General features: G+C 33.3%; 26 protein-coding genes. 24 read left to right on the forward strand and 2 right to left on the reverse strand.

Annotated features, from left to right (window positions below; genetic code table 11):
* Positions 1 to 48: 48 nt before the first annotated feature.
* Positions 49 to 297 carry a ferredoxin gene (locus NGI30_RS05180; RefSeq protein WP_017637952.1) on the reverse strand — a complete coding sequence of 83 codons (249 nt, stop codon included), beginning with the start codon at positions 295 to 297 and terminating at the stop codon, positions 49 to 51.
* 108 nt (positions 298 to 405) lie between these two features.
* On the opposite strand from NGI30_RS05180, the gene NGI30_RS05185 reads away from it, so the two are divergent.
* From NGI30_RS05185 to ypdA, 4 genes are all read left to right on the forward strand, one after another.
* Positions 406 to 1356 (forward strand): helix-turn-helix domain-containing protein, encoded by a 951-nt coding sequence (locus NGI30_RS05185; RefSeq protein ID WP_251520786.1) that lies wholly within the window; start codon positions 406 to 408, stop codon positions 1354 to 1356.
* A 39-nt stretch (positions 1357 to 1395) separates the two neighbouring features.
* A complete protein-coding gene (locus NGI30_RS05190) occupies positions 1396 to 2775 on the forward strand; it encodes a RecQ family ATP-dependent DNA helicase (protein ID WP_251520789.1) in 1380 nt (459 codons plus the stop codon).
* A gap of 151 nt (positions 2776 to 2926) precedes the next feature.
* On the forward strand, positions 2927 to 4303 hold the full coding sequence (locus NGI30_RS05195) for a LysM peptidoglycan-binding domain-containing protein (RefSeq protein WP_251942933.1): 1377 nt from the start codon (positions 2927 to 2929) through the stop codon (positions 4301 to 4303).
* A 241-nt stretch (positions 4304 to 4544) separates the two neighbouring features.
* Positions 4545 to 5531 (forward strand): bacillithiol disulfide reductase YpdA, encoded by a 987-nt coding sequence (gene ypdA / locus NGI30_RS05200; protein WP_251520795.1) that lies wholly within the window; start codon positions 4545 to 4547, stop codon positions 5529 to 5531.
* Between the two features lie 59 nt (positions 5532 to 5590).
* Here ypdA and NGI30_RS05205 read toward each other — a convergent pair whose 3' ends face one another.
* Positions 5591 to 6559 carry an asparaginase gene (locus NGI30_RS05205; RefSeq protein WP_251520798.1) on the reverse strand — a complete coding sequence of 323 codons (969 nt, stop codon included), beginning with the start codon at positions 6557 to 6559 and terminating at the stop codon, positions 5591 to 5593.
* A 78-nt stretch (positions 6560 to 6637) separates the two neighbouring features.
* Between NGI30_RS05205 and cmk the strand changes: the two genes are divergently transcribed.
* The 20 genes from cmk (at position 6638) to NGI30_RS05305 (ending at position 25848) form a co-directional block, all read left to right on the forward strand.
* Complete coding sequence (cmk, locus tag NGI30_RS05210; protein ID WP_251942934.1) at positions 6638 to 7294, forward strand: (d)CMP kinase; 657 nt, start codon at positions 6638 to 6640, stop codon at positions 7292 to 7294.
* Positions 7295 to 7602: 308 nt separating this feature from the next.
* Positions 7603 to 8796, forward strand: coding sequence for a 30S ribosomal protein S1 (rpsA, locus tag NGI30_RS05215; RefSeq protein WP_251520804.1), 1194 nt, complete (start codon positions 7603 to 7605; stop codon positions 8794 to 8796).
* Positions 8797 to 9019: 223 nt separating this feature from the next.
* Positions 9020 to 10330: a ribosome biogenesis GTPase Der gene (gene der, locus NGI30_RS05220; protein ID WP_251520807.1), complete on the forward strand. Its 1311-nt coding sequence runs from the start codon at positions 9020 to 9022 to the stop codon at positions 10328 to 10330.
* 17 nt (positions 10331 to 10347) lie between these two features.
* Positions 10348 to 11346 carry an NAD(P)H-dependent glycerol-3-phosphate dehydrogenase gene (locus NGI30_RS05225; RefSeq protein WP_251942935.1) on the forward strand — a complete coding sequence of 333 codons (999 nt, stop codon included), beginning with the start codon at positions 10348 to 10350 and terminating at the stop codon, positions 11344 to 11346.
* A 171-nt stretch (positions 11347 to 11517) separates the two neighbouring features.
* The gene (hbs, locus tag NGI30_RS05230; RefSeq protein WP_251520812.1) at positions 11518 to 11790 is read left to right on the forward strand and encodes a non-specific DNA-binding protein Hbs; all 273 of its coding nucleotides are present in this window, start codon (positions 11518 to 11520) and stop codon (positions 11788 to 11790) included.
* 278 nt (positions 11791 to 12068) lie between these two features.
* Complete coding sequence (locus tag NGI30_RS05235; protein ID WP_251520829.1) at positions 12069 to 12632, forward strand: heptaprenyl pyrophosphate synthase subunit A; 564 nt, start codon at positions 12069 to 12071, stop codon at positions 12630 to 12632.
* Positions 12633 to 12642: 10 nt separating this feature from the next.
* A complete protein-coding gene (locus NGI30_RS05240; protein WP_251520832.1) occupies positions 12643 to 13344 on the forward strand; it encodes a demethylmenaquinone methyltransferase in 702 nt (233 codons plus the stop codon).
* Positions 13345 to 13370: 26 nt separating this feature from the next.
* Positions 13371 to 14324 (forward strand): polyprenyl synthetase family protein, encoded by a 954-nt coding sequence (locus NGI30_RS05245; RefSeq protein WP_251520836.1) that lies wholly within the window; start codon positions 13371 to 13373, stop codon positions 14322 to 14324.
* A 138-nt stretch (positions 14325 to 14462) separates the two neighbouring features.
* On the forward strand, positions 14463 to 14912 hold the full coding sequence (ndk, locus tag NGI30_RS05250) for a nucleoside-diphosphate kinase (protein WP_251520839.1): 450 nt from the start codon (positions 14463 to 14465) through the stop codon (positions 14910 to 14912).
* A 291-nt stretch (positions 14913 to 15203) separates the two neighbouring features.
* Positions 15204 to 16370 carry a chorismate synthase gene (gene aroC, locus NGI30_RS05255; RefSeq protein ID WP_251520842.1) on the forward strand — a complete coding sequence of 389 codons (1167 nt, stop codon included), beginning with the start codon at positions 15204 to 15206 and terminating at the stop codon, positions 16368 to 16370.
* A gap of 34 nt (positions 16371 to 16404) precedes the next feature.
* Positions 16405 to 17472 carry a 3-dehydroquinate synthase gene (gene aroB / locus NGI30_RS05260; protein WP_251520845.1) on the forward strand — a complete coding sequence of 356 codons (1068 nt, stop codon included), beginning with the start codon at positions 16405 to 16407 and terminating at the stop codon, positions 17470 to 17472.
* 9 nt (positions 17473 to 17481) lie between these two features.
* Positions 17482 to 18780 carry a 3-phosphoshikimate 1-carboxyvinyltransferase gene (aroA, locus tag NGI30_RS05265; protein WP_251520847.1) on the forward strand — a complete coding sequence of 433 codons (1299 nt, stop codon included), beginning with the start codon at positions 17482 to 17484 and terminating at the stop codon, positions 18778 to 18780.
* A 3-nt stretch (positions 18781 to 18783) separates the two neighbouring features.
* Entirely contained in the window at positions 18784 to 20028 is a 1245-nt protein-coding gene (locus tag NGI30_RS05270) for a tetratricopeptide repeat protein (RefSeq protein ID WP_251520865.1), read from the forward strand.
* A 21-nt stretch (positions 20029 to 20049) separates the two neighbouring features.
* Entirely contained in the window at positions 20050 to 20598 is a 549-nt protein-coding gene (locus NGI30_RS05275; protein WP_251942936.1) for a YpiB family protein, read from the forward strand.
* An 18-nt stretch (positions 20599 to 20616) separates the two neighbouring features.
* Complete coding sequence (locus NGI30_RS05280; RefSeq protein WP_251520976.1) at positions 20617 to 21219, forward strand: DUF1405 domain-containing protein; 603 nt, start codon at positions 20617 to 20619, stop codon at positions 21217 to 21219.
* Between the two features lie 37 nt (positions 21220 to 21256).
* Positions 21257 to 21955, forward strand: coding sequence for a zinc metallopeptidase (locus NGI30_RS05285; protein WP_251520894.1), 699 nt, complete (start codon positions 21257 to 21259; stop codon positions 21953 to 21955).
* 240 nt (positions 21956 to 22195) lie between these two features.
* A complete protein-coding gene (locus tag NGI30_RS05290) occupies positions 22196 to 22513 on the forward strand; it encodes a nucleotide pyrophosphohydrolase (RefSeq protein WP_251520897.1) in 318 nt (105 codons plus the stop codon).
* Positions 22514 to 22543: 30 nt separating this feature from the next.
* On the forward strand, positions 22544 to 23692 hold the full coding sequence (bshA, locus tag NGI30_RS05295) for an N-acetyl-alpha-D-glucosaminyl L-malate synthase BshA (protein ID WP_251520902.1): 1149 nt from the start codon (positions 22544 to 22546) through the stop codon (positions 23690 to 23692).
* Positions 23685 to 24893 (forward strand): CCA tRNA nucleotidyltransferase, encoded by a 1209-nt coding sequence (locus NGI30_RS05300; protein ID WP_251520904.1) that lies wholly within the window; start codon positions 23685 to 23687, stop codon positions 24891 to 24893. The genes bshA and NGI30_RS05300 overlap by 8 nt, the downstream gene beginning before the upstream one ends.
* Positions 24877 to 25848 carry a biotin--[acetyl-CoA-carboxylase] ligase gene (locus NGI30_RS05305; protein ID WP_251520906.1) on the forward strand — a complete coding sequence of 324 codons (972 nt, stop codon included), beginning with the start codon at positions 24877 to 24879 and terminating at the stop codon, positions 25846 to 25848. The genes NGI30_RS05300 and NGI30_RS05305 overlap by 17 nt, the downstream gene beginning before the upstream one ends.
* The last annotated feature ends 17 nt before the right edge of the window (positions 25849 to 25865 follow it).

Below are 25865 nucleotides of genomic sequence, written 5' to 3' on the forward strand. Positions count from 1 at the left end.
GATAAATAACTCCACGCAATGACAATTCATCATTTTATCGAAATAAATTTATTCAAATTTTAATGCATCGCCATCGAATGGTTCTTCTTCGATTTTGATTGAATCAGTCGGACAACCTTCTAAAGCATCTTCCATGTCTTCGTATAATTCTTCTGGTACTTCAGCAGTACCTTGGTTGTCGTCTAATATAACATATGCAATACCTTCATCATCATAGTCATATATATCAGGAGCAGCTGCACCGCATGCGCCACATGCAATACATGTATCCATATCTACAATTGTATATTTAGCCAATTACTTCGCCTCCTTTAGATAAAAATGCTACAATAATAACAATTACTATTGTAATCACTGAAATATATTTTTTCAAATGTTATTGATTTACAAAATGAGGGAATATGAATGAATCACATTATCCACCATGCATATCATCATGCACATCATTATAAATCAACAAAGAGTATCTATAATATACTCATTGGTAAAAAATCTCATCAAACTTTCTTTGATGCTTGTAGTCAAAGCTTATTATCATTATATCATAGCCTACCACAGTTAAAATATCCGTCATTTGAACGATGTATCAAACAACCACCACAATCAACTTCTACGATAATGACACATCCTCGTTATACATATGACAGCATGAATAATACCTTTAAAGCCATGCAATTATTAATCCAAACAATATCTAATACGCAACATGATGTCTATCAGTTCACGCCGATTACTCAACAACGTTCAATACATAGTAAAGTCAAAGCGGTTTACCAAAAACTGAAAACTTCAGAAAATATTGTTGCATGCCAGCAAGAAATTGAGAACTTATTTTATTCTATTAAGGATAAAAACGGATTTACTTATCTACATTACTACTTACAAGGCTTTGAAGAAAGTATGTATACGCGACAACAAGTAAGCCTTATTGAAGGTGTTTCTCAAATAGAGTTATTTGAATATGAAATGATGGATTTAGTGCAGATGCTTTATGAAATAGAAGATAGCGAGAAATACCCTATATTGCATCAATTAATTGTCTTACCGAAGTTATTAAATAAAACGAGGCTATCCTATAAAGGTATATTAGAAGGTAAACATATGGATCAACTCGCGCAAGAACAAAATGTAAAAATAAATACCATTGAAGACCACGTATTAGAACTTTTTATTAAAGGTTATTTAACCAATTACGATAATTATTTAGACACAAATAAGTTTGACACATTTTCTCAATATTATATTAAAAATAAGAGTGAAAAATTAAAAATATACAAAACATTAACCCCTGAGTTAAGTTATTTTGAAATTAAAATGGCAATTGTAGGTATCGAAAGAGGATTTTTCGATATTTGATTTCTTTATCTCATGATTTTTATTCGGCAGGTGAAATATATGTTACATCAAGAACTAGATAAATGGTTTGGTTTTACTTCATTTAAACCAGGACAACAAGAAGTCATACAAAGTGTAATCGATGGGCAGAACACATTAGGAATCTTACCAACGGGTAGTGGGAAAAGCTTATGTTATCAGTTAACCACTTATATAAAACAAAAGCCCACACTTATTATTTCCCCATTAATTTCTTTAATGGATGATCAAGTCATGCAGTTGAAGATACAAGGTGAGAAAAATGTGGCGTGTATTCATTCAGGTTTAGATGAAGAGGAAAAGCGATTAAACATTCAGGCCCTTACTTCTAGTAGGTTTATTTTTCTTAGCCCAGAATTTTTATTACAACCACATAATTTTAATTTAATTAAAAGTTTAAATCTCGGTATGATTGTACTTGATGAAGCACATTGTTTATCTGAATGGGGTTATGATTTCAGACCGCATTATGCATTAATCGGTAGTATCATAAAACTCTTTCCTTCTGCGACAATACTCGCTTTAACGGCTACAGCACCACCGTATTTAACTCAAGATTTATTTCAAATGTTACAAAAAGAATTTAAAGTTATTAAGACGCAGATGAATCGAGATAACATTCGTTTTTCACATAAAAATTTCAGTGATGATGATGAAAAAAATGCATGGTTATTACCAACATTAGAAACTTCTGGTCCTACGATAATATATGTATCATCCAAAAAGGTCTGTTTATCATTGGCCAAACAAATTTATCATTATGGGTTTTTAACTGGTATTTATCATTCAGATCTTTCTTATCAAGAGCGACAAACAGTACAACATCAATTTATAAACAATGAAATCCCAATTATTGTTGCAACAAGTGCATTTGGCATGGGTATCAATAAAAAGGATATTCGAACTGTTATACACTATCATTTACCTTCTAGCCCCTCTAATTATATACAAGAAATAGGGCGAGCAGGACGTGATGGCAATCCAAGTCAGGCTATTAGCATGTACCAACCTGATGATCAATATTTATTAGAAACGTTATTATTTACAGATATAATCACTGCTGAGGATGTAAATGATTTTGAATTAGGTGGGTTTGTAGATCCTTATAAACAAGAAATATTAAATTTATTATCGTCATATTACTCATTTTCTCAACTGAAATCCATTTTCGAAAAAACCTACCAACGCAAGTATCATGGCTTTATTAGAATGTTGGGGTATAAATCGTTAGATCAATGCCGTCGTGCGTACATGATGGAGTTCTTTGGAGAAACCTTACTAAATAAACCTGACCCTTGTTGTGATAATGATAGTAATATTCAACCGTTTAACTATTTCAATCGCAAAAAAGTTAAAAGAAAGATAGAATATCAAGAAAAGTTAAAAAATTTATTCAAATAACTTACTATTACTTTACTTAACTTTTTCACACAGGCTATAATACGCATATGGTTATAGTAAGAAATAATATTCAAATTTATAAAATGTACATATTTACCGCTTTTTTGGGTAAAACAGTATATAATTAAATAAATTGAATAAAGAAAGGATGATGAATTTGTCTAAAGATAATTATAAAGATGATTTCGAAAAAAATCGTCAATCCATTGATCCAAAAGAACATCTAGACAAAGACCAAGAGACACATGATGGTGTTAATAATGCTGTCGATAACGAAAAAGAGGAAGTTTCTCGTCATAGTAAAGAACAGTTTCCTCCAAGAAACGCACAAAGAAGACGTCAACGTAGACGTGATGTAGCGACAAATCAAAATGAACCAAATGAACGTAACAACAATCAAGACGTTCGTGGAGAAAGACATCATGACAACGATTCATCATCAGATAGATTCAATAATGATGAAGATCGTCGTCAATTTTCAGAAGACGAACGTCATCGACATAATACAGAAGATGACCAACATCTTCAGGATCGTGATTTAGATGATCGTCACCATGATGAGGACAAAGGCTCTAAGAAGAAAGGCGCTGCAGCAGCTGGTGCAGCAGGCGCGGCTGGAGCTGGTGCTTATGCAACTAAGAAAAAGAAAGATCATGACCATAAAGAACATGATCGTGACCATGCAGATCGCGATCGAAAAAATGAAAGCCGTGATACATCTAAGAAGAAAGGTGCAGCAGCAGGTAGTGCAGCTTCAACACGTAAAAACAATGTAAGAGACGATGATTATGAATATAACCATCGCGATACGAAAAAAGGTGGCTTATTAGGTAAATTATTACCTATCATTGCAGCAATATTATTATTAGCTATATTAGCTATTATCGGTGGTATGTTCTTAAATGGTGGTAAACATGACGAACATAAAGAAGATGATAAAAAAGTAACTGATGATGCTAATAAAGATAAAGCAAACAAAGATAAGAAAAACAATGACGACGCTGACAAAGATAAAGCTGACAAGGATGCAGACAAAGATAAAGCAAGCAACGATACTAAAGAAGATAAATCATCTGAAGATTCAAGCAATAGCAGTGATTCTAGTCAATCTAGTAACGACTCAAACAGTAATGACCAAGCTACAAATGGTGCAGCTGGTTCTGCAGGTAGTCAAGGTAATTCTAATAGCAGTGGTGCTTCAGATAAACAACAAGGAACTAGCCAGTCAAGTGATCAACAAGGTCAAAGCAATTCAAGTCAATCACAAGGTAGTTCATCAAGTAATTCAGGTCAAAGCTCATCATCAAATAGCTCAAATCAATCACAAGGTTCTTCATCAAATGGTTCTGGCCAATCATCAAGCAACAGTGGTCAACGTACAGTAACAGTACATGATAAGAACTTATACAGAGTAGCTATTAAATATTATGGTGCAGGTACACCTGAAAATGTTGCAAAAATTAAAAAAGCTAATAACTTAAGTTCAAACACTATCCATGATGGTCAACGTTTAGTTATTCCACAATAATAGTGTTATAGGACAAACAATTTATTAATAACAAACCTTGCGCATATATTTGCGTAAGGTTTGTTTATTTTTATCAACAGACTTCTATTGATTTAAATAATCATTTTATGAGAAAGGCATGCATATTTAATAAAATATTATCGATTGATTAAAAATTGTCCAAAAAACTAAACCTTCAATTATTTAGTTTTCAACTAACTCTTGATATAATATATAGGTGGTTAAAGGAGGACAGTAATAAATGCAAACAGTAGAAAGTATCATAATCGGCGGCGGCCCATGTGGATTAAGTGCCGCAATAGAACAAAAGAAAAAGGGAATTGAAACGCTAGTAATCGAAAAAGGGAACGTAGTTGATGCGATTTATAACTATCCAACCCATCAAACGTTCTTTTCATCGAGTGATAAACTAAGCATAGGAGATATTCCTTTTATTGTAGAAGATAGTAAACCGCGTAGAAATCAAGCGCTTGTGTATTACCGTGAAGTCGTTAAACATCATCAACTGAATATTAATGCTTTTGAAGAAGTCCTCACTGTGAAAAAGATCAATAACCGTTTTACACTTACAACGACTAAAGATGTTTACCAGTGTCGATTTTTAACGGTAGCGACAGGTTATTATGGACATCATAACGAACTAGAAGTCGAAGGTGCAGAATTACCTAAAGTAAAACATTACTTCAAAGAAGCACATCCATACTTCAACCAAGACGTAGTGATTATTGGTGGTAAAAATTCAGCAGTCGATGCAGCATTAGAATTAGAAAAAGCTGGTGCCAACGTCACTGTACTTTATCGTGGCTCTGTTTATTCAAAAGCAGTAAAACCTTGGATCTTGCCTAACTTTGATTCTTTAGTTAGACATGAAAAAATAGATATGGCATTCAATGCAAATGTAATAAAAATAACTGAAAGCTCTGTAGTATATGAACATGAAGGCCAAACGATAGAAATACCTAATGATTATGTATTTGCTATGATTGGATATCATCCAGACTATGAATTCTTAGAATCTATAGGTATCGAAATCAATACGAACGAATATGGAACAGCTCCCGTTTATAATAGAGAAACTTACGAGACAAATGTAGAAAATTGTTATATTGCAGGAGTTATTGCTGCAGGTAATGACGCAAATACTATTTTCATAGAAAATGGTAAATATCACGGTGGAATTATTACACAAAGTATTCTTACAAAGAAACAAACACCATTAGAATCATAGAATAAAAAGAGTGAGTCACAAATAGTGACTCACTCTTTTTATTTATCTAACTTTTTAATTTAATAATCAAAGTATTTCGTTAATGCTTCTTTATCTAGGTGATTGCTCAATCCTACGAGTAATTTCAGACGTGCTTTAGGACCATTCAATCCGTTAGAAAAAATAACGCCTTTTTTAAATAACTCAGCACCGCCACCTTCATAATCATAAATAGGACCAACGATACCATTAAATGATCGTGAAACAAGTACTAGAGGAATGTCATTTTTAATACAATTGTTTAAACCTTCTAAACATGTCGGTGGTAAATTACCTTGTCCTAATGCCTCTATTATAATTCCATCAACATGATTATTACTATAAAAGTTTAATATGTCACTATCCATGCCCATATATGCCTTTACAAGAGGGATATTTAAGTTAACATCAATATGTTTAAGTATTTGATTAGAAAATGGTCGGTGGTGAAATTGAACTCTATTTTTCGTTAGAACACCAAGTGGGCCATGGTTTGGACTTTGAAATGTATTAATATTCGAAGTATGTGTCTTCGTTACATTACGTGCGGTGTGAATCTCATCGTTAAAGACAACCATTACACCCATGTTTAGAGCTTGATCAGAGGTTGCTACATTTATAGCTGAAATATAATTATATAGACCATCAGAGCCAATTTCATTTGAAGAACGCATCGCACCTGTAATTACGACAGGTTTTGAAATATCTAATGTTAAATCAAGTAAATACGCTGTTTCTTCTAAAGTATCAGTACCATGTGTAATGACAAAACCATCATATATATCTTCTGAAACTGCTTGTTCGATAATTTCTTTGAGTTTTACGACATATTCTGTATTCATATGTGGAGATGGAACATTAAATGGTGTTAATTCGGTAATTTCAGCATATTGTTGAATAATATCTTGATGTTGTGAAATTGGATTATCATCATTAGTCGTAACTTGGTTTGTTTCATTCTGAGACATACTAATCGTACCACCAGTATGTATAACGAGAAGTTTTTTCATGTAGGCATTCCTCCTATTAATGTAATACTATTTTATGATAAAATATTATTCATCAAACAACAAGGAAGGTTTATTGTAATGAAGCTAATCAATATCGCGCTCGATGGTCCTGCAGCAGCAGGGAAGAGTACAATCGCAAAAAGAGTAGCAGAGCAATTATCTATGATTTATGTAGATACAGGTGCGATGTATCGTGCGATTACATATAAATATTTAAAACAAAATAAAACAGATGACTTTGAAGCACTTATAAATTCTACTGAACTGTATTTGACCTATGATAACGAGAAAGGCCAACGTATAATACTTGATAATACAGATGTAACTGATTATTTGAGAGAAAATGATGTAACACAAAACGTTTCATACGTTGCTTCAAAAGAACCCGTACGAACTTTTGCTGTTAAAAAGCAAAAAGAACTGGCTGATAATAAAGGCATCGTTATGGACGGTAGAGATATTGGAACAGTTGTGTTACCAAATGCTGAGCTGAAGGTTTATATGATTGCCTCTGTTAAAGAACGTGCCCAACGTCGTCAAAAAGACAACGAATTGAGGGGTATTGATTCGAACTTAGAACAATTAAAAGAAGAAATCGCAGAACGTGATCATTATGATATGAATCGTGAAATTTCTCCTTTAACTAAAGCTGATGATGCAGTTACTTTAGATACTACTGGAAAAAGTATAGAAACAGTTACGGATGAAATTTTAACGATGGTGAAAAATATTTAAAATTATTACATGACGCGTAAGTCGAATGCACATCTATAAAATCTTTTTTAGTTTTGTATAAAAACGTTAGAATAGTAACAAAAAGGGTAAATAAAAAATGCATATTTTAAAACATATAGTTATGTTGCATGAATAATATGTTTGTAAAATTAAAGTAAAAAAATTTAATTTTAGCTAAAGAATCAACTGTGATTTAACACTAAATTTACATTGATAAACAAGCTTATTCAATCAAAGGATAATTTCTTGACAATTGTATCAGATTATTAGATGTTATAATTATGTAGTGTAATAAGGAGGCAGACAAGATGACTGAAGAATTTAACGAGTCAATGATTCATGACATTAAAGAAGGGGACAAAGTTACTGGCGAAGTAATTGAACTTGAAGAGAAACAAGTAATTGTACATATCAACGGTAGCAAATTCAATGGAATCATCCCTATAAGCCAACTATCAACGCATCATATTGATAACCCAAGTGATGCTGTTAAGGTAGGCGATGAAGTCGGTGCTTATGTTACAAAAGTAGAGTATGACGAAGAGAATGAAACTGGGAATTATATCCTCTCTAAACGTCAACTTGAAACTGAAAAATCATATGAATTTTTACAAGAAAAGCTAGACAATGATGAGACAATCGAAGCAAAAGTAACTGAAATTGTGAAAGGCGGTTTAGTTGTAGATGTTGGTCAAAGAGGTTTCGTACCAGCTTCATTAATTTCAACTGACTTTATAGAAGATTTCTCTGGTTTTGAGGGAGAAACACTTAAGTTGAAAGTAGAAGAGCTAGACCCAGCAAATAATCGCGTTATTTTAAGCCGTAAAGCAGTTGAAGCAATTGAAAATGCTGCTAAAAAAGAATCATTACTAGATTCTCTTAAAGAAGGCGACGTAATCGATGGTAAAGTAGCTAGATTAACAAACTTTGGTGCTTTCATTGATATTGGTGGCGTAGACGGCCTTGTACATGTATCTGAGTTATCTCATGAGCATGTTAAATCTCCGGAAGATGTCGTTAATATCGGTGAAGATGTGAAAGTTAAAGTTAAATCTATAGATAAAGATTCTGAACGCATCTCATTATCTATTAAAGAAACTTTACCTAGTCCATTTGAATCTATTGAAGGTGAAATTAGCGAAGGCGACACAATTGAAGGTAAAGTCGTAAGATTAGCTGATTTTGGTGCTTTCGTAGAAATTAAACCTGGTGTTCAAGGACTAGTTCATATTTCTGAAATTAGTCATAAACATATTGCGACGCCAAGCGAAGCATTAGAACCTGGACAAGAGGTTAGAGTTAAAGTTCTAGGTGTAGATATTGAAAATGAACGTATTTCATTATCTATTAAAGCTACAGAACCTAAAGACGATGACAGCAACAACCAAGGTCCAAGTGATGAAGAATCAACAAACTCTTACATCGACAATGCAGCTGATGATGAAGACAACCCTACATTAGGCGATGTATTTGGTGATAAATTAAAAGATTTTAAATTTTAATATTAACGTTCAAACATTTATATAACCTTGTCTTATTCTAATGAATAGGACAAGGTTTCTTTTTTACCTATTAGAATTTTATAGAAATACATGTCTCAAACACTTAAACTTTATTATTTGGCACTCTATCGCTTATTTTTAAAACAATAAAATTCAATTATTCTTTTGAATTTATTTCCCGTATGATAGAATTATATAGATTAAAAAAGAGAGGAAGTTAGTTATGACTAAACCTGTAGTAGCAATCGTAGGTAGACCAAACGTAGGTAAATCTACAATTTTTAATAGAGTCGTAGGCGAACGTGTTTCTATAGTAGAAGATACACCAGGTGTAACACGTGATCGTATTTATTCTTCAGGGGATTGGTTAACACACGATTTTAACATCATTGATACTGGTGGAATTGAAATTGGTGATGCTCCATTTCAAACTCAAATAAAAGCCCAAGCTGAGATTGCAATTGACGAAGCAGATGCAATAATTTTTATGGTGAACGTAAGGGACGGCTTAACCCAAGGCGATGAATTAATTGCCCAAATGTTATATAAATCCAAGAAGCCAGTCGTACTTGCAGTAAATAAAGTAGACAATCCAGAAGCACGCAATGACATTTATGACTTTTACTCATTAGGATTTGGGGATCCATATCCAATTTCAGGATCACATGGTTTAGGTTTAGGTGATTTATTAGATGAAGTGGTGAAACACTTTAAAGAAGATACACCTGATCCCTACGATGAAGACACTATTCGTCTTTCTATTATCGGAAGACCTAATGTAGGTAAATCAAGTCTCGTAAATGCAATTTTGGGAGAGAAACGAGTTATTGTTTCAAACGTTGCTGGTACAACAAGAGACGCTATCGATACAGAATATCATTATGATGGACAAGATTATGTACTCATCGACACAGCAGGGATGAGAAAGAAAGGTAAAGTATATGAAAATACTGAAAAATATTCAGTATTGCGTGCATTAAAAGCAATAGAACGATCAAATGTAGTACTCGTCGTTATCGATGCAGAAGAGGGTATTATCGAACAAGATAAAAAAGTAGCTGGTTATGCACATGAAGAAGGTAAAGCAATTGTGATTGTTGTAAATAAATGGGATACTGTAGATAAAGAAACAAATACCATGAAAGAATTCAAAGACGAAGTACGCAAAGAGTTTCAGTTTCTAGATTATGCGGAAGTGGCCTTTATTTCTGCCAAAGAAAACCAAAGACTTAAAACGTTATTCCCATATATTAATGAAGCGAGCGAAAATCATAAAAAGCGTGTTCAAAGTTCGACATTGAATGAAGTCATCACTGATGCGATTTCTATGAATCCGACACCGACAGATAAAGGTCGCAGACTAAATGTGTTCTATTCTACACAAGTTGCAATTGAACCACCAACCTTTGTAGTGTTTGTAAATGACGTAGAATTAATGCATTTTTCTTATAAGAGATACCTCGAGAATCAAATTAGATCTGCGTTCGGTTTTGAAGGCACCCCTGTCCATATTATACCGAGAAGAAGAAACTAACGAGTGGAGGAGATACTATGACAAAAATTACTGTTTTTGGAACTGGTAGCTTTGGTACAGCTTTAGCCCATGTACTTGCAGATAATAGTCACCAAGTTTTGATGTGGGGAAAAAATGAACAGACAATTAACGAATTAAATGATAGCCATAAAAATAGCAAATATTTAAAAAATATCGAGCTAAATAAACAACTTAAAGCAACAGGAGATATAGAAACTGCAATTAATTATGCAGATGTCTTTTTAATCGCATTACCAACTAAAGCGATTCGATCTGTAGTTTCAGAAATCGACAGTAAACTAACTACTAAAAAGACTTTTATCCACGTTGCCAAAGGTATTGAAAATGATACTTATAAACGTGTTTCAGAAATGATTGAAGACACATTAGATCCGTCACATAATGCAGGTATTGGCGTATTATCTGGACCAAGTCATGCAGAAGAAGTTGTTGTCAAGCAACCAACAACAATTGCAGCATCTTCTAAATCTTCAGAAGTAAGCTTACTCACTCAAGATTTATTTATGAATGATTATTTACGTATTTATACAAATGATGATTTAATCGGTGTTGAGTTAGGCGGCGCTTTAAAAAATATCATAGCCGTCGCAAGCGGAGTACTTTCTGGTCTTGGTTATGGAGATAATGCTAAGGCGGCACTCATGACTAGAGGTTTAGCTGAAATTAGTCGTTTAGGAGAAAAACTCGGCGCAAATCCTCTTACATTCCAAGGTTTAGGAGGAATCGGTGACTTAATCGTCACATGTACTTCTACTCATTCTCGTAATTATACGTTGGGATATAAATTAGGTGAAGGAAAGTCATTAGATCAGGCTTTAGAGGAAATGAATATGGTCGTTGAAGGTATAAATACTACGAACTCAGTTTATCATTTAGCACAATCACAAGGTGTGGAAATGCCAATTACTGAAGCATTATACAGTGTTTTATTTGAAAATAGACCCGTTGAAGAAAGTGTTAAAGATCTAATGGGGCGTGGCAAAAAGTCGGAATAAGTTTGCGACTTTTACACTTTTTAATTAATTTATTACAAATTAAGGTCTAACACCCTATTATTTCAAGGTCTTTTACACATAAATCGTTGCAGTTCAAGTTCTCGTTGTGTTAAAGTCATAGCATAATGATATTGCGATATCATTATAAACCCTAGGGGAGGTGAATTCATAATGAACAAAACAGATTTAATCAATGCTGTTGCTGATCAAGCAGACTTAACTAAAAAAGAAGCTGGTTCAGCTGTTGACGCAGTATTCGAATCAATTCAAAAATCACTTTCTAAAGGTGAAAAAGTACAATTAATTGGATTCGGTAATTTCGAGGTACGTGAACGTGCTGCTCGTAAAGGTCGTAATCCTCAAACAGGTAAAGAAATTGACATCCCTGCTAGCAAAGTTCCAGCATTCAAAGCTGGTAAAGCTTTAAAAGACGCAGTAAAATAATTCTTTACGTAAAGCCCTTTTAAAAGGGGCTTTTTCTTTTTATCTCATATTAAATTAAAACATAACATATCATAAATATATTTCTATATCGTATTATACATAATAATAAAACTAACGGAAATCAACCCGTTAAACTTAAAATACGAACACATAATTAAACTTTCCAAATAATAAGCAAAGTTCCAGCCGAGCAAAATAAAATTTCATTAATAACCGTTGATTTTATTTTTCTTTATATAATGTTAAGATATAATTGGATTATGACGTGAGGTGTGAACATGGAAACAACTGTAAATTTACTAGAAAAACAAATATCAAATAGACTTCATGGAGTGAATCATTTTGAATCAATATACATTAACCCTGTATTAGGTGAAATGCTTGATTCATTCGATATACCTAAAGAAGCAAAACTTGCTTGCCTCACAATAGATACTGCCATGCGTCATTTAGACGCAGTTGAATCAACGCTAACTTCAAAGCAATCAATTTTAATCGGTGATTTGTTGAGTGCACATTTTTACACGATATTAGCTCAATTAAATGACCCAATTTTCCAAAAAGAAATTTCAACTGCTATAGTTAAAATAAATGAAATAAAATCATCCATACATAATGATGAAATACCCAAAGCACAAATGGGTCATAAAATACTTTTAGCAGAAAATACATTTCCTTTCATTACTTTAAAAAGATATGCTCCAAACTTTAATAAACAAGCATTAAACCGTCTTTTACTTGAGCATATCCAACAAAAAAGACCCGCATATTTAAATAAATATTCTAATGAAGATATGCAACTGTTTATATCAAATATAAAAACAGAAATAGATGATAAATGAGGTTAAAATTATGAAAGATAATAATGCAAAAAAAGAACAAGTACACAATGTATTTCAAAATATTTCAGGTAAATATGATCGTCTCAATAACATAATTAGCTTTGAACAGCATAAGATTTGGCGTAAACAAGTGATGTCTGAAATGAAAGTGAAACAAGGAAGCAAAGCTTTAGATGTGTGTTGTGGCACTGCCGATTGGTCCATTGCATTAGGAAAAGCTGTGGGACCCAATGGTGAGGTTATCGGTTTGGACTTTAGTGAAAACATGCTCGAAGTAGGTAAATCTAAAACCAAAGATATGGATAATATTCAACTCGTCCTTGGAGATGCAATGAATTTACCATTCGAAGATAACTCATTTGATTACGTTACAATAGGGTTTGGTTTAAGAAATGTTCCCGATTACTTGGCCACGTTAAAAGAACTAAATCGTGTACTTAAACCTGGGGGAATGGTTGTATGTTTAGAAACGAGTCAACCAACTGCACCTGTATTTGCGCAAATGTATAAAGTTTATTTTAAATTTATAATGCCTATTTTTGGTAAAGTTTTTGCAAAATCAAAAGATGAATATGAATGGCTACAACAATCTACTTTTGATTTCCCTGATAAGGAAAAACTGAGAAGACTATTTGCCCAAGCAGGATTTAGTCATATTAAAGTTCGTAGCTTCACAGGTGGCGTTTCAGCAATGCACCTTGGCTATAAATAATTATGAAACAACCAAAGGTGATTAGCGTGTCAAAGTTAAATTTGAATTCTGAGATAAAGAAAGTTGAAAAACAAATAGCCCAAGCCATTAAAAGTGAGGACCCTGTGCTAGAAGAAGCTTCATTTCATTTACTATCATCAGGTGGAAAACGTGTACGTCCCGCATTCGCAATTTTGAGTAGTCAATTTGGTGATCATAAAAATGAAGACGTCTATCGCGTTGCAGTTTCTCTAGAACTCATACATATGGCGACCCTTGTGCATGATGATGTAATTGATCGTAGTGATCGCCGTCGTGGTAGACTCACGATTTCTAAAAAATGGGATCAACCGACAGCAATTCTTACAGGGAATTTCCTGTTAGCATTAGGATTAGAATATATTTCCAATATAGAAGATAACCGTGTACATGAAGTTATTTCTAGTGCGATTGTTGATGTGTGTAAAGGGGAATTATTTCAATTTCAAGACCAGTTTAATAGCGAACAATCGATTATAAATTATTTGAGAAGAATCAATAGAAAAACAGCGCTATTAATTCAATTGTCTACAGAAGTAGGTGCAATTGCTGCAGGTGCAGATAAACGAACTGTACATCAACTTAAAATGATAGGGCATTATATTGGAATGAGTTTCCAAATCGTAGATGATATTTTAGATTTTACAAGTACAGATAAACAATTAGGCAAACCATCTGGCAGTGATTTAATGAATGGTCACTTCACATTACCTGTACTTTTAGAAATGAAAGTTAATGAAAGATTTAAGAAGGAAATCCAACAGCTCAATGCATCAAGTAGTAAAGAATCTTTTGATTACTGCATCGAAACGATAAGAAATTCAGATGTCATTCAACAATCACAACAAGTAAGTGATAAATATTTAGATAAGGCTCTAAAACTTATTAATCAGTTGGAAAATGATGAGGCAAAACCACTCTTTAAAAAGATAATTAAAAAAATGTCTAAAAGAAAGACCTAACTTTACCAAAACTATTGAAAGCGCTTTACAATACTGTTATTATGATAGTTGTTCTGACAGTTATTCATGTCAGTTACACATAATAAAATATTTGTTTATTCAAGCTTATATACATAACAATAGGGGGATACAATCAAGATGGAACGTACATTTCTAATGATTAAACCAGATGCAGTACAAAGAAATTTAGTAGGGGAAATTATTTCACGTGTTGAACGTAAAGGACTTAAATTAGTTGCTGGTAAATTAATGTCAGTACCAAAGTCATTAGCTGAAGAACATTATGGTGAGCATAAAGACAAACCATTCTATAATAGCTTAATTGACTTCATCACTTCAGCACCTGTATTTGCAATGGTAGTCGAAGCAGAAGATGCAGTTAGCATTTCTCGTCATATTATTGGTACAACAAACCCAGCTGAAGCTGCACCAGGTACAATTAGAGGAGACCTAGGTCTTACAGTTGGCCGTAATATTATCCACGGTTCTGATTCTGTTGAATCTGCTAAAAAAGAAATCAATCTTTGGTTCAAAGAAGATGAATTAGCTGATTATGAAGGTAACAGCGAAAACTGGTTATACGAATAATCTTATAACTTTAACAAACACCTGTTAATATTTAATTAATAAAATAAAGAGTTTTTAAATGATGATTTTTATTGTTTGCGCAATAAGAATCATCATTTTTTATTTGGATAATTTAACAAAACGACTAACTGTAACAAATGAAATATGAGATGTTACAATATAATCACTTATTATTCTAATCATTCAAAATAAACAATTATATTCATATATCACTATTAATTTGATTTTATGAAAATGATAAGTTACATTATATATACTAATTTAAAGCACTAAAGAACGGAGTGGTAAACAATGAGATATTTAACTTCTGGAGAATCACATGGACCTCAGTTAACAGTTATTATAGAAGGCGTACCCGCAAATTTAGCTATTACAGCAGAAGAGATCAACGAAGAAATGTTTAAAAGACAAGGTGGCTATGGCCGTGGTCGTCGTATGCAAATTGAAAAAGATGCAATCGACATTGTATCAGGTGTGCGCAATGGCTATACATTAGGTAGTCCAATCACGTTAGTAGTTACGAATGATGATTTCACACATTGGAGAAAAATCATGGGTGCTGCTCCGATATCAGAAGAAGAACAAGAAAATATGAAACGCGTGATTACAAAACCACGCCCGGGACATGCAGATTTAGTCGGTGGGATGAAATATAACCACAGAGATTTAAGAAATGTACTTGAACGTTCATCTGCAAGAGAAACCGCTGCACGTGTAGCAGTTGGTGCTGTTTCTAAGATTTTATTAAAACAACTGGATATTCATTCATATAGTAGAGTAATAGAAATTGGTGGCGTGAAAGATGAAAACGAATATGACCTCGAAACAATCAAAGCGAATGTCGATACAAATGATGTACGTGTGATTAATGAGGACATCGCTCAACAAATGCGTGATAAAATCAATGAAGCGAAGAAGGCTGGCGATTCAGTTGGTGGTGTTGTTCAAACAATTGTAGAAGGTTTACCAGTCGGCATTGGAAGTTATGTACAATATGATAGAAAGTTAGACGGTAGAATAGCTCAAGGTGTTGTGAGTATCAACGCCTTTAAAGGTGTAAGTTTTGGCGCTGGATTCACGGCTGCGAGTAAACCAGGTAGCGAAATTCAAGATGAAATTTTATATGATGCAACAACAGGTTATTACAGAGGCTCAAACAATTTAGGTGGCTTTGAAGGTGGTATGTCCAATGGTATGCCAATTATCGTCAATGGCGTAATGAAACCTATCCCAACTTTATATAAACCATTAAACTCTGTGGACATCAATTCGAAAGAATCATTTAAAGCTTCTATTGAGCGTTCAGATAGTTGTGCAGTTCCTGCAGCAAGTGTTGTAGCCGAAAACGTAGTAGCATTTGAAATCGCAAGAGCTGTATTAGAAGAATTTCAATCTAACCACATGGAACAGCTTAGCGCCCAAGTTGAACAACAACGTCAATTGAATATCGAATTTTAAATAAACAAAATAGACATGACTGTAAGGTGAGTTTATGAAATTAGAAACAACTTATCAATCTAATAATTATCCAATCATTGTAGAACACCATGCTTTAGAGCAATTACACAAATATATAGATAGCTATAAAGATATTGTCCTTATCATTGATGAAACCGTATATCAACAATGGGAGCCTTCTATTAAATTTTTATCGGCAGAATACGAAGCACATCAAATTATTATCCCATCAGGTGAAGCGACAAAAACGATGGCTTTCTATGAATCAACAATTGAACAATTATTAAGTTATCAACTCACACGTAAAACTTGTTTAATAGCAATAGGCGGTGGTGCTACTGGTGACTTTACAGGATTCCTCGCTGCAACGCTATTACGAGGTGTAGATTTTATACAAGTACCAACTACAATTCTTGCGCACGATTCAAGCGTAGGTGGGAAGGTTGGTATTAACTCTAAGCACGGTAAAAATTTAATTGGTGCATTTTACCGACCTAAAGCTGTAATATATGATTTAGATTTTTTATCAACATTGCCGTATTCTGAAGTGATTAGTGGTTATGCCGAAGTATATAAACATGCACTGTTAACAAATCAACAAGCCCTTGATGAAATAGAATCACATTTTCCTGATCAAAATAGTTTATCTTCACTAAAAGGTATAGATTACTATCTATTTAAAGGCATTGAAACGAAATTAAATATTATTATACAAGACGAAAAGGAAGCAAATGTACGTAAATATTTGAATTTGGGCCATACATTTGGTCACGCAGTGGAGTATACTTTAAAAATTCCACATGGTCATGCTGTGATGATTGGTATTATTTATCAATTTATTGTAGCGAATAAAATATTTAATCATAACAATGATATCAATCATTATATAAAATACTTCGAATCATTAGGTTATCCATTATCGTTGATAAAGAAATTAGACTTTGAAGATTTATACACATTGATGCTTAAAGACAAGAAAAATGATCAAAATGGCATACAGATGGTGTTATTAGAAAGTATCGGTCAACCTGTTGTAAAACACGTAGATTATGAAATATTATATTCTGCATTTACATCGTTATTATCACATTTGAAAAAGTAGGTGTTTGAAATGGTAAATAATAAAGTTATTCAAATTAAAGGTCCTCTAAAAGGAGAATTAGAAGTACCTGGAGATAAATCCATGACTCATCGTGCAATTATTCTCGGTTCACTTGCTAACGGTGTGTCTACCATCCATAAACCGTTATTAGGTGAAGACTGTTTACGCACAGTTGAAATCTTTAGACAATTAGGGGTCGATATCACTGTTGGAGAAGAGAAAATTGTCATTAACTCTCCAGGATATCAACATTTCAACACACCACACCAAGTCTTATATACAGGTAATTCAGGAACTACTACGCGTTTAGTGGCAGGGTTATTATGTGGCTTAGGTTTAGAAACTGTTTTGTCAGGTGATGAATCAATAGGCAAACGCCCTATGGACAGAATTATGAAACCTTTGCGATTAATGAACGCAGAGATTTCTGGAATTGACAATAATTATACACCACTTATCATTAAACCATCTATAATTCGTGGTGTGACATATGATATGGAAGTCGCAAGCGCCCAAGTTAAAAGTGCTATTTTGTTTGCAAGCTTATTTGCACGAGAGGAAACTCGAATTAATGAAATTGATATCACACGTAATCATACTGAGACAATGTTTCAACATTTTAATATACCTATTGAAACACAAGAACAATCGATTTCAATGCCAGCAAATGGCATTCAACATATCAAGCCATCTGAATTCCATGTACCAGGAGATATTTCATCTGCGACTTACTTTATCGTAGCTGGGTTAATTACACCAGGAAGCGATATTACAATTCATAATGTAGGTGTAAATCCAACACGTTCAGGTATTATTGATATCGTTAAACAAATGGGTGGTAACATCCGCTTACTGAATTTAACTGATGATCCAGAACCAACCGCTTCGATACATGTTACATATTCTCCAAATATGAAAGGTATCCAAATAGATGGTAGTCTCGTTCCTAGAGCCATTGATGAAATCCCTAGTATTGCACTTTTATGTACACAAGCTAATGGTAAGAGTATCATAAAAAATGCAGAAGAACTTAAAGTTAAAGAAACGAATCGTATTGATACCACTGCAAATATGTTAAACTTGTTAGGTTTCGCATTACAACCTACAGACGATGGGATGATTATCGAACCTTCTACATTAGTTAATGAAACAGAGGTCGATAGTATGACGGACCATCGTATTGGTATGATGCTAACTATCGCTAGCCTGTTGACGAATGAATCTATTACGATTAAACGCTTTGATGCAGTTAACGTCTCATTCCCAGGCTTTTTAGAAAAACTACAACAATTACAAAATGGAGGCTAAAGCATGCAAGATATCTACAAACTTATTGATGATATCAACTTGCAAAAGTTAGATAACTTAGATACACGTGTCAATGATGCATTAAGTTCTACAAACGACGATGCGTTATTTATACTTGGCGAAACTTTATACAATTATGGTTTGACGCCTCAAGGTCTTGAAGTCTTTCGAACGTTATATCATAAATATCCCGACGAACCGGAACTATTGATTTATTTTATCGAAGGGCTTATTTCTGAAAATCAAACTGACGATGCATTAGAATATTTAAATGAAGTCGAAATCTCACCTGAACGACTCATGTTAGAAGCAGATTTATATCAACAACTTAATATGATGGAAGTCGCAATCGATAAATTAGTGGAAGTAATCGATTTAGAACCTAACGATCCAATTACGCATTTCGCACTTGCGGAACTGCTCTATTATGACGGCCAATATCTAAGAGCGACTCATGAGTATGAAACTGTATTAGATACTGGTGAATATGAAATCAATGGCGTTAACTTATTCTCACGCGTAGCTGATTGCAGTCTCCAAAGTGGTAACTACACTGATGCAATTAAAATGTTCGACGAGATCAGTGAAGATGAAATGGTCTCAGAGGATTACTTGAAAAAAGCCATTGCTTATGAGAAAAATGAATTAACTCAAGAAGCGATTAAACTCGTTCAAGAATTGTTATCTAAAGATCCTGATTTTATCCAGGCTTATTTATATTTGCAACAACTATACGAAGATGAACATAATCATGCAGATGCAATAGAAATTGGTAAAGAAGGTTTACGACTCACGCAATTCTATAAAGAACTTATGGTTTCAACGGGTCGCATTGCGATCGAGCATGGAGACGCTAACGAAGGCGTCGACTTATTAATCCAGGCGTTAGAAGTAGATCATGCATATCATGAACCACTACTTATATTAAGTGAATTATATCGTCGAGAAGAAGATTACGAAGCAATTATAGGTCTGTTAAAATATGTTGATGAAGAAGATTTAGATCCAATTTATATGTGGCATTTAGCTTATGCTTTAGGACAAGAAGAACGAGACAAGGAAGCACAACATTTCTTTGAATTGGCATATGATACATTGAAAACACAGTCAGCATTTTTAGGTGATTATTATTTCTATTTAATTGAAATTGGTAAAACTGAGAAAGCAAGAGAAATATTAAATAAATTACTCGAAATGGACCCAAATAATGCGACTTGGCACGACGAATCTGAACGACTCTCATTATGATAGTTGAGTAAGGAGGGCATTATGACTGATTCTATTAACAAAATGAAAGTAACGTTTATAGAATATTTGCTATTTCATTATCATTTTAAATCACGAATAAGTATTTGGGTATTAAATTATATAAAGTCCTCTGAAGAAACGATTAAGCATATTCACTTCGTCGATGAACTTGTACCCGAACACAATACGTTAGAAATTGCTTTTTCCGAGTCACATGCCCATGGAATTCAACTAACTCTGGATCATACTGTACTTATTAATACAGATGAAATTTTTCATCACATTGTAAAACAGGGGATAAATTTTGATATTAAAATACACTTCCCTGAATCACAAGAGAGAGAAACTAAATTAGATGATTTATTAATCGCGCAGTTAGTTCACTCGCCTAATTATATGTTGTATATCCAAGATATATATAGCATACCTTTATCTCAGCAAAGTGAGTCTTCAATTATCCAGCACTTACAAGAAAATATTGACTTAAGTTTACAACTTCACGACAAAACATTATTTTATCAACTTTCACAAATACTCAATACGTTCAAATTGAGAAACGTTAATAAATAACAATGAAGGACGGACATGATGAATATAAAGTCGCTATGGAATTTAATCATTTATAATAAAGCTATTTTGATATTTTTATTAGTTTGTAACGCTCTAGGTACAATATATGGTTATATTTGGTATGGAACACAATTATTTGTTACACCTTGGTACTTCATTCCTTTCGTACCAGATAGTCCAACAGCCACATTATTTCTATGTATCGCTATCATCGCTTTGCTATTCAAGAAAAACTTACCAATCATTGAATGTCTAGCATTTGTCACTTTGATTAAATATGGTGTCTGGGCTGTATTAATGAACATTATATTGATGTTTGTGAATCACGAAATTTCAGTGATGAGCTGTATGTTAATACTGTCTCATGGCATCATGGCATTACAGGCATTTATTTTCTATCCAAGATTTAAAGTAACTTTAGTCGCATTTATTGTTACGATGGTTTGGGTATTCCATAACGACTTAATTGACTATGTCTTTATGCAATATCCTGTATATGATTTTATAGAAAAAAATGTCCCAACTGTTGCTTATATCGCATTTATATTAAGTATTATTTCTTTAATTCTTTATTTATTTTTAAATCGATTTAAACGGTCTAAAATAATTGACCTTTCTTAACGTTCACAGTAGAATAATACTAAAGGAGTGAGGATTTTTGTCTTTTATCTATATGATTATATACTTTGTTATTTTAATGATTATTCCTTTATGGGCCCAACACAAAGTTAAATCTAATTACGAGAAATACTCTCAAGTTAGATCAACAAGTGGAAAGACAGGCCAAGAGGTTGCACTTGAAATCTTACATGCCAATGGTATTCACGATGTAGACGTCGTTAAAGGCGACGGTTTTTTAACTGACCATTACGATCCTAGAAAGAAAGTATTAGTACTATCACCAGCCAACTTTGATAGACCTTCAGTTGCTGGTACCGCAATTGCAGCACACGAAGTAGGCCATGCTATCCAACATGCTGAAGGTTATTTCTTCTTAAGATTTAGAGCTGCACTCGTACCATTAGCTAACGTAGGAAGTTCAATCGGTTACTTAGCTGTGACTGCTGGAATCTTCTTAACTATCTTCCATAGTGCTCTTGGTAGTACAGCGTTATGGATTGGTGCTGGATTTATGTCACTTGCAGTATTATTCTCAATCATCACGCTACCGGTTGAATTTAATGCCAGTAGCCGAGCGATGAAACAAATCACGAGTCTCGATATTGTAAACGAAAAAGAATACAGACATGCTAAGAAAGTACTTTCAGCAGCAGCAATGACATATGTTGCTTCTACTGCAGTAGCATTAGCCGAACTAGCACGAATCGTCCTTTTAGCTAATTCAAGTGAAGAATAAGAACATATTCTAACTGTATTGCTAATATAAAATACAACAAACCAGATGCTTTATTAAGCATTTGGTTTGTTTTTTTGTGGAAATTTCTTTAAAACAAAAATAATCATTTGAAATTGTTTATATAATACTAAACGTTCTACCTGATTTAAGGTATAAAACAATGTGAATGTGTTGCAGTAACAATGCATGACCCGTAAAATTAAGATATACTATAATATGTCGTAATAAGAGAGGTAAATTATGAAATCTATGAAAATGATGCAAACTGAAGTAGATGAATATATTAGCCAATTTAAGGCAGGTTATTTTTCCCCATTAGCAAATCTTGCGCGACTAACGGAAGAAGTCGGCGAGTTATCACGTGAAATCAATCACGTATACGGTGAGAAAAAGAAAAAATCTTCGGAAGCTGACAATACAATTAAAGCCGAACTCGGAGATAACTTATTTGTATTACTATGTATTGCAAACTCATTAGATATAGATATGACCGAAAGTTTCAATGAAACAATGGATAAATTCAATACTCGAGATAAAGATCGGTTTGAAAGAAAGTAATTCACCATAACAAATAGGGGGAATGGCACTATGAAAATAGGAATCACATGTTATCCGTCGATGGGTGGTTCAGGAATCATAGCTACTGAATTAGGTATCAAGTTAGCTGAACGAGGTCATGATATCCATTTCATTACTTCAAATATTCCTTTTAGAATACGTAAACCGCTACCTAATATTACTTTTCATCAAGTGGAAGTCAATCAATATTCAGTGTTTCAATACCCGCCATATGATATTACACTCAGTACAAAGATAGCTGAAGTTGTAAATGAATACGACCTTGATTTATTACATATGCATTATGCAGTACCACATGCAATCTGTGGCATTCTTGCAAAACATATGTCTGAAAAAGATATTAAGATTATGACAACGCTCCATGGTACAGATATAACTGTCTTAGGTTATGATCACTCTTTAAAAAATGCAATTAAATTTGGAATTGAAGGCAGTGATATTGTGACGAGTGTAAGTCAATCACTTGCAGATCAAACGAAAGAAATCATTGAAACTGACAAAGATATCGTCCCAATTTATAACTTTGTTAGAGAAAATGAATTTCCTACAAAACCAACTATACCTACTGAAAAAAATGAAAAATTAAAATCCTGCTATGGCATTAAACCTGAGGAAAAGGTTTTGATTCATGTTTCTAACTTTAGGTCTGTTAAACGTATCGATACGATTGTAGATACATTTGCTAAAGTGCATAAACAAATACCATCCAAACTATTGCTTCTAGGAGATGGACCTGAACTCATGAACGTGAAAAAGCAAGCGAGGTCACTGAATTTAGAAGATAAAATTTTATTTTTAGGTAAACAAAACTGGGTAAGTGATTTCTACCAAATTTCAGATATAAAGTTACTCCTAAGTGAAAAGGAAAGTTTCGGTTTATCATTGTTAGAAGCAATGAAAACTGGCGTAGTACCAATTGGTTCCACAGCAGGCGGAATAAAAGAAGTAATCAAACATAACGAAACAGGTTACATCGTAAATGTTGGAGATAGCGAAGCTGCAAGTAAATATGCGATTGAATTGTTAACAAAACCTGAGCTTTATAAATCCATGCAAGAAAAAATGCTAACGGATGTATCAGAACGTTTCTCATCTGAATTGATTACTGACCAATACGAGTACTATTACAAGAAAATGTTAGAGGGATACAATGACTAAAACTTTATTTGAAACAGCAAAACCGATTCTAGAACAATTAATAGACCATCAATTTCAAGCATTTTTTGTAGGAGGGTCCGTGAGAGATTATCTCATGGGAAAGTCTATTCATGACATAGATATCACGACAAGTGCAACACCCGATGAAATAGAAAGCATATTTCCTAGAACTGTTCCTATCGGTCGAGAGCATGGAACTATTAATGTTATATTTGAAGACGACCAGTACGAAGTGACCACCTTTAGAGCTGAAGGTCAATACAGCGATCATCGTAGACCAAATGAAGTATATTTTGTGAGGGAATTGTACGAAGACGTTAAACGAAGAGACTTTACAATGAACGCAATCGCAATGGATATAAATTACCACATTCACGATTACTTTGAAGGTTATAAAGATATAAAAAATAACATCATCAGAACGGTTGGCGATCCAATAGAGCGTTTTACAGAAGATGCTTTACGAATCTTAAGAGGTTTACGATTCCAATCACAACTATCATTTAATATTGAACCCTCAACCTACGAAGCGATGAAAAGAAGTATTCAAGATATATCACATTTGTCGATTGAGCGTATCGTAGTTGAATTAACAAAGTTAACGCAGGGCACAAACGTAGAACAAAGCTTTGAAAATTTAAAGTCGTTTAATGCTTTTGAATATATTCCTTTCTTTAAACAATACGATTTAACGAAAATTGAGTTAACCGAATCAACAGATTGGTTACTATTTCTAGCAATTTTGAAAGCACAACAACCACAGGTAAATGCAAATTTATCCGAATTAAAAATAAGTAATAATGATAAAAAACAAGTGAGCCATTATAAAAGTTTAATCCAAGCTTTACCTAAGGTTCAATCTAAAAATGATTTGAAAGTGTTTGTCTACGATTTCGGTAAAGCAAACATCCTTCATGTGTTATCTCACCATACGCAACTAAATAAAAATAATATTGCAAAGTATTCACCACTGATTATCAACAAAGAAACGATTGAGGAAATTGCAGCACAATTACCGATAATGCAAAGGAAAGATATTGATATTAATGGTAAAGATATGATTGAATATACAGATAAAAAAAGCGGACCGTGGATTAAAGATGCACTAAGACAAATTGAAATAGCAATTATTAAAGGCGAAGTAAAAAATTTAAAAAGTGATTTATTAGAATGGGTGAAAGTGAATGTCAAAATATCTTAAGGATGTTATAAATATTTTGTATAAACAACGGCCAGATTATGTTTCAGGTCAATATATTGCAGAACAACTAAAAATTTCACGTACTGCTGTTAAAAAGATTATTGATCAGCTCAAAAGTGAAGGTTGTGAAATTGATTCAATTAATCATAAAGGGCATTGCTTAAATACGCTACCTGAAAAATGGTATAGTGGCATTGTTAAACCAATGTTACAAGCAAATAATGTATTTGATCACATTAAAGTGTTAGAAACTACACCATCTACACAGATTGAAGCGAAACAAAAATTAGTTGGTAATTCAGACACATTTTTAATTTTAAGTGATGAACAAACAAAAGGGAAAGGGCGTTTTAATCGACCTTGGTCCTCATCTAAAGGTAAAGGCTTATGGATGTCAATTGTTTTAAGACCTCAAGTACCTTTCAATATGCTTGCTAAATTCAATCTTTTCCTTGCACTTGGCATTCGTGATGCAATTCAACAATATAGTGATCATCACGTTTCAGTAAAATGGCCAAACGATATTTATATTGATGGCAAAAAAGTATGTGGCTTTTTAACTGAAATGGTTGCAAATAGTGATGGTATTGAAGCAGTAATATGTGGAATTGGTATTAATATGAATCATTTACCAGAGGATTTTACTGGAGAACTACAACAGAAAGCAACGAGTGTGAAAATACATGCTCAATCTGAATTTAATCGTTATGAATTTCTCAATACGTTAGTAAATAATATAGAATATCGATATAACCAGTTTTTAGAGGAGCCTTTTGCGACGATAAGAGATGAATATATTAATGCTTCCAATATATGGGGCAGAGAACTGAAGTTCACTGAAAATGACAAACAATTCTATGGTGAAGCTAAAGATATAGATGAAGATGGATTCTTAATTGTGATTGATAAAGATCACAATCAACATCGATTAATTAGCGCTGATATTGATTGGTAATAATAGAAAGGAGGAAT

The organism is Staphylococcus sp. Marseille-Q5304 (assembly GCF_943737015.1).
Taxonomy (GTDB): domain Bacteria; phylum Bacillota; class Bacilli; order Staphylococcales; family Staphylococcaceae; genus Staphylococcus; species Staphylococcus hsinchuensis.

Coding starts and splice junctions, on each gene's coding strand:
- NGI30_RS05185 (WP_251520786.1), top strand. CDS start 406: ATGAATCACATTATCCACCATGCATATCATCATGCACATCATTATAAA.
- NGI30_RS05190 (WP_251520789.1), top strand. CDS start 1,396: ATGTTACATCAAGAACTAGATAAATGGTTTGGTTTTACTTCATTTAAA.
- NGI30_RS05195 (WP_251942933.1), top strand. CDS start 2,927: ATGAATTTGTCTAAAGATAATTATAAAGATGATTTCGAAAAAAATCGT.
- ypdA (WP_251520795.1), top strand. CDS start 4,545: ATGCAAACAGTAGAAAGTATCATAATCGGCGGCGGCCCATGTGGATTA.
- NGI30_RS05205 (WP_251520798.1), bottom strand. CDS start 6,559: ATGAAAAAACTTCTCGTTATACATACTGGTGGTACGATTAGTATGTCT.
- cmk (WP_251942934.1), top strand. CDS start 6,638: ATGAAGCTAATCAATATCGCGCTCGATGGTCCTGCAGCAGCAGGGAAG.
- rpsA (WP_251520804.1), top strand. CDS start 7,603: ATGACTGAAGAATTTAACGAGTCAATGATTCATGACATTAAAGAAGGG.
- der (WP_251520807.1), top strand. CDS start 9,020: ATGACTAAACCTGTAGTAGCAATCGTAGGTAGACCAAACGTAGGTAAA.
- NGI30_RS05225 (WP_251942935.1), top strand. CDS start 10,348: ATGACAAAAATTACTGTTTTTGGAACTGGTAGCTTTGGTACAGCTTTA.
- hbs (WP_251520812.1), top strand. CDS start 11,518: ATGAACAAAACAGATTTAATCAATGCTGTTGCTGATCAAGCAGACTTA.
- NGI30_RS05235 (WP_251520829.1), top strand. CDS start 12,069: ATGGAAACAACTGTAAATTTACTAGAAAAACAAATATCAAATAGACTT.
- NGI30_RS05240 (WP_251520832.1), top strand. CDS start 12,643: ATGAAAGATAATAATGCAAAAAAAGAACAAGTACACAATGTATTTCAA.
- ndk (WP_251520839.1), top strand. CDS start 14,463: ATGGAACGTACATTTCTAATGATTAAACCAGATGCAGTACAAAGAAAT.
- aroC (WP_251520842.1), top strand. CDS start 15,204: ATGAGATATTTAACTTCTGGAGAATCACATGGACCTCAGTTAACAGTT.
- aroB (WP_251520845.1), top strand. CDS start 16,405: ATGAAATTAGAAACAACTTATCAATCTAATAATTATCCAATCATTGTA.
- aroA (WP_251520847.1), top strand. CDS start 17,482: ATGGTAAATAATAAAGTTATTCAAATTAAAGGTCCTCTAAAAGGAGAA.
- NGI30_RS05270 (WP_251520865.1), top strand. CDS start 18,784: ATGCAAGATATCTACAAACTTATTGATGATATCAACTTGCAAAAGTTA.
- NGI30_RS05275 (WP_251942936.1), top strand. CDS start 20,050: ATGACTGATTCTATTAACAAAATGAAAGTAACGTTTATAGAATATTTG.
- NGI30_RS05280 (WP_251520976.1), top strand. CDS start 20,617: ATGAATATAAAGTCGCTATGGAATTTAATCATTTATAATAAAGCTATT.
- NGI30_RS05290 (WP_251520897.1), top strand. CDS start 22,196: ATGAAATCTATGAAAATGATGCAAACTGAAGTAGATGAATATATTAGC.
- bshA (WP_251520902.1), top strand. CDS start 22,544: ATGAAAATAGGAATCACATGTTATCCGTCGATGGGTGGTTCAGGAATC.
- NGI30_RS05300 (WP_251520904.1), top strand. CDS start 23,685: ATGACTAAAACTTTATTTGAAACAGCAAAACCGATTCTAGAACAATTA.
- NGI30_RS05305 (WP_251520906.1), top strand. CDS start 24,877: ATGTCAAAATATCTTAAGGATGTTATAAATATTTTGTATAAACAACGG.